The following is a 2,324-nucleotide window of genomic DNA, read 5'->3' as shown; positions in this document are numbered from 1 at the left end:
ATCGACCATTCGGTGATGGTCGACAAGTTCGGCAACCCCACGGCCTTCCGCGACAACGTAGCCATCGAGATGGAGCGCAACCACGAGCGCTACGAGTTCCTGCGCTGGGGCCAGCAGGCATTCGACAACTTCCGCGTGGTGCCGCCGGGCACCGGCATCTGCCACCAGGTCAACCTGGAATACCTGGGCAAGACCGTCTGGACCAAGAATGTCGACGGCAGGACCTACGCCTATCCGGACACCCTGGTGGGCACCGACTCCCACACCACCATGATCAATGGCCTGGGCGTGCTCGGCTGGGGCGTCGGCGGCATCGAGGCGGAGGCCGCCATGCTGGGCCAACCGGTCTCCATGCTGATTCCCGAGGTCGTCGGCTTCAAGCTCACCGGCAAGCTGCGCGAAGGCATCACCGCCACCGACCTGGTGCTCACCGTGACCCAGATGCTGCGCGAGCGCGGGGTGGTCGGCAAGTTCGTCGAATTCTACGGCGACGGCCTGGCGGACCTGCCACTGGCCGACCGCGCCACCATCGCCAACATGGCGCCCGAGTACGGCGCGACCTGCGGCTTCTTCCCGGTCGATGAAGAGACGCTCAACTATCTGCGTCTGACCGGTCGCGACGACGAGCAGGTCGAACTGGTCGAAGCCTATTGCAAGGCTCAGGGCCTGTGGCGCGAGCCGGGCCAGGAGCCCGTCTTCAGCGATGCCCTGCACCTGGACATGAACGACGTCGAATCCAGCCTGGCCGGCCCCAAGCGCCCCCAGGACCGCGTCAACCTGCGCGACATGCCGGCGGCTTTCGCCAAGGTGATGGAAGACGACGGCAAGCCGCTGCAGGCCGTCGAGAAGGGTCGCATGATCTCCGAGGGCGGCCAGGCCGGCGCCCAGGACGACGAGCACTTCGAGCATGACGACAGCCAGGATGTCGACATGGAAGACGCGGCCTTCCGCCTCGACCCCGGCGCCGTGGTGATTGCCGCCATCACCTCCTGCACCAACACCTCCAACCCCAGCGTGATGATGGCCGCCGGCCTGCTGGCACGCAATGCGCTGGCCCGTGGCCTGGCCACCAAGCCCTGGGTCAAGACCTCGCTGGCACCGGGCTCCAAGGTCGTCACCGACTACCTGGCCGCCGGCGGCGTGCAGGGTGACCTGAACGAGCTGGGCTTCAACCTGGTGGGTTATGGCTGCACCACCTGCATCGGCAACTCCGGGCCGCTGCCGGAAGCCATCGAGAAAGCCGTCGAAACCGGCGACCTGACCGTGGCCTCGGTGCTGTCCGGCAACCGCAACTTCGAGGGCCGGGTACATCCGCTGGTCAAGACCAACTGGCTCGCGTCACCGCCCCTGGTAGTGGCCTATGCACTGGCCGGCAACGTGCGCAAGGACCTGGCCAACGAACCGCTGGGCACCGGGAGCGACGGCAAGCCGGTCTATCTCAAGGATATCTGGCCGAGCCAGGCCGAGATCGCCGAGGCCGTCGAGAAGGTCAAGACTGAGATGTACCGCAAGGAGTATGCCGAGGTCTTCGACGGCGACGATGTCTGGAAGTCCATCGACGTGCCGGAAAGCCAGGTCTACAAGTGGTCCAAGGATTCCACCTACATCCAGCACCCGCCCTTCTTCGACGGCATGGGGCGTGAGCCGGCGCCGACCGAGGACATCAAGGACGCGCACATCCTGGCCAAGCTCGGCGACTCGGTGACCACCGACCACATCTCGCCGGCCGGCGCCATCAAGCCCGACAGCCCCGCCGGACGCTACCTGCAGGAGAACGGCGTCAAGCCGGTCGACTTCAACTCCTACGGCTCGCGTCGCGGCAACCACGAGGTCATGATGCGCGGCACCTTCGCCAACGTCCGCATCAAGAACGAGATGCTCGATGGCGTGGTCGGCGGTGAGACCCGCCACGTGCCGAGTGGCGAGCAGATGGCCATCTACGACGCGGCCATGCAGTATCAGCAGGAAGGCACGCCCCTGGTCGTCGTCGCCGGCAAGGAATACGGCACCGGCTCCTCCCGTGACTGGGCCGCCAAGGGCACCCGCCTGCTGGGCGTGCGCGCCGTGCTCGCCGAGTCCTACGAGCGCATCCACCGCTCCAACCTGATCGGCATGGGCGTGGTACCGCTGCAGTTCACCAATGGCGACACCCGTGAAACGCTCGGCCTGACCGGTGACGAACGCGTCTCCATCTCCGGCCTCGCGGAGCTGGAAGCGGGCGGCAAGGTCGAAGTGACCATCAGCAGCGCCAAGGGCGAAAAACGCGTCGAGGCACTGTGCCGCATCGACACCGCCAACGAGATGGAGTACTACCAGCACGGCGG

1 protein-coding gene is annotated in these 2,324 nt (G+C 66.4%); it reads left to right on the top strand.

Going from position 1 to position 2,324, the window contains the following annotated elements; all coding sequences use genetic code 11:
• The coding region (gene acnA / locus HHA01_RS14610) for an aconitate hydratase AcnA (protein ID WP_141322028.1) at positions 1 to 2,324 on the top strand (2,324 nt) is incomplete at both ends.

It is taken from the genome of Halomonas halmophila (assembly GCF_006540005.1).
Taxonomy (GTDB): domain Bacteria; phylum Pseudomonadota; class Gammaproteobacteria; order Pseudomonadales; family Halomonadaceae; genus Halomonas; species Halomonas halmophila.
The sequence above is the reverse complement of the archived record's forward strand: the minus strand, read 5'-3'. Positions and strand labels throughout refer to the sequence as shown.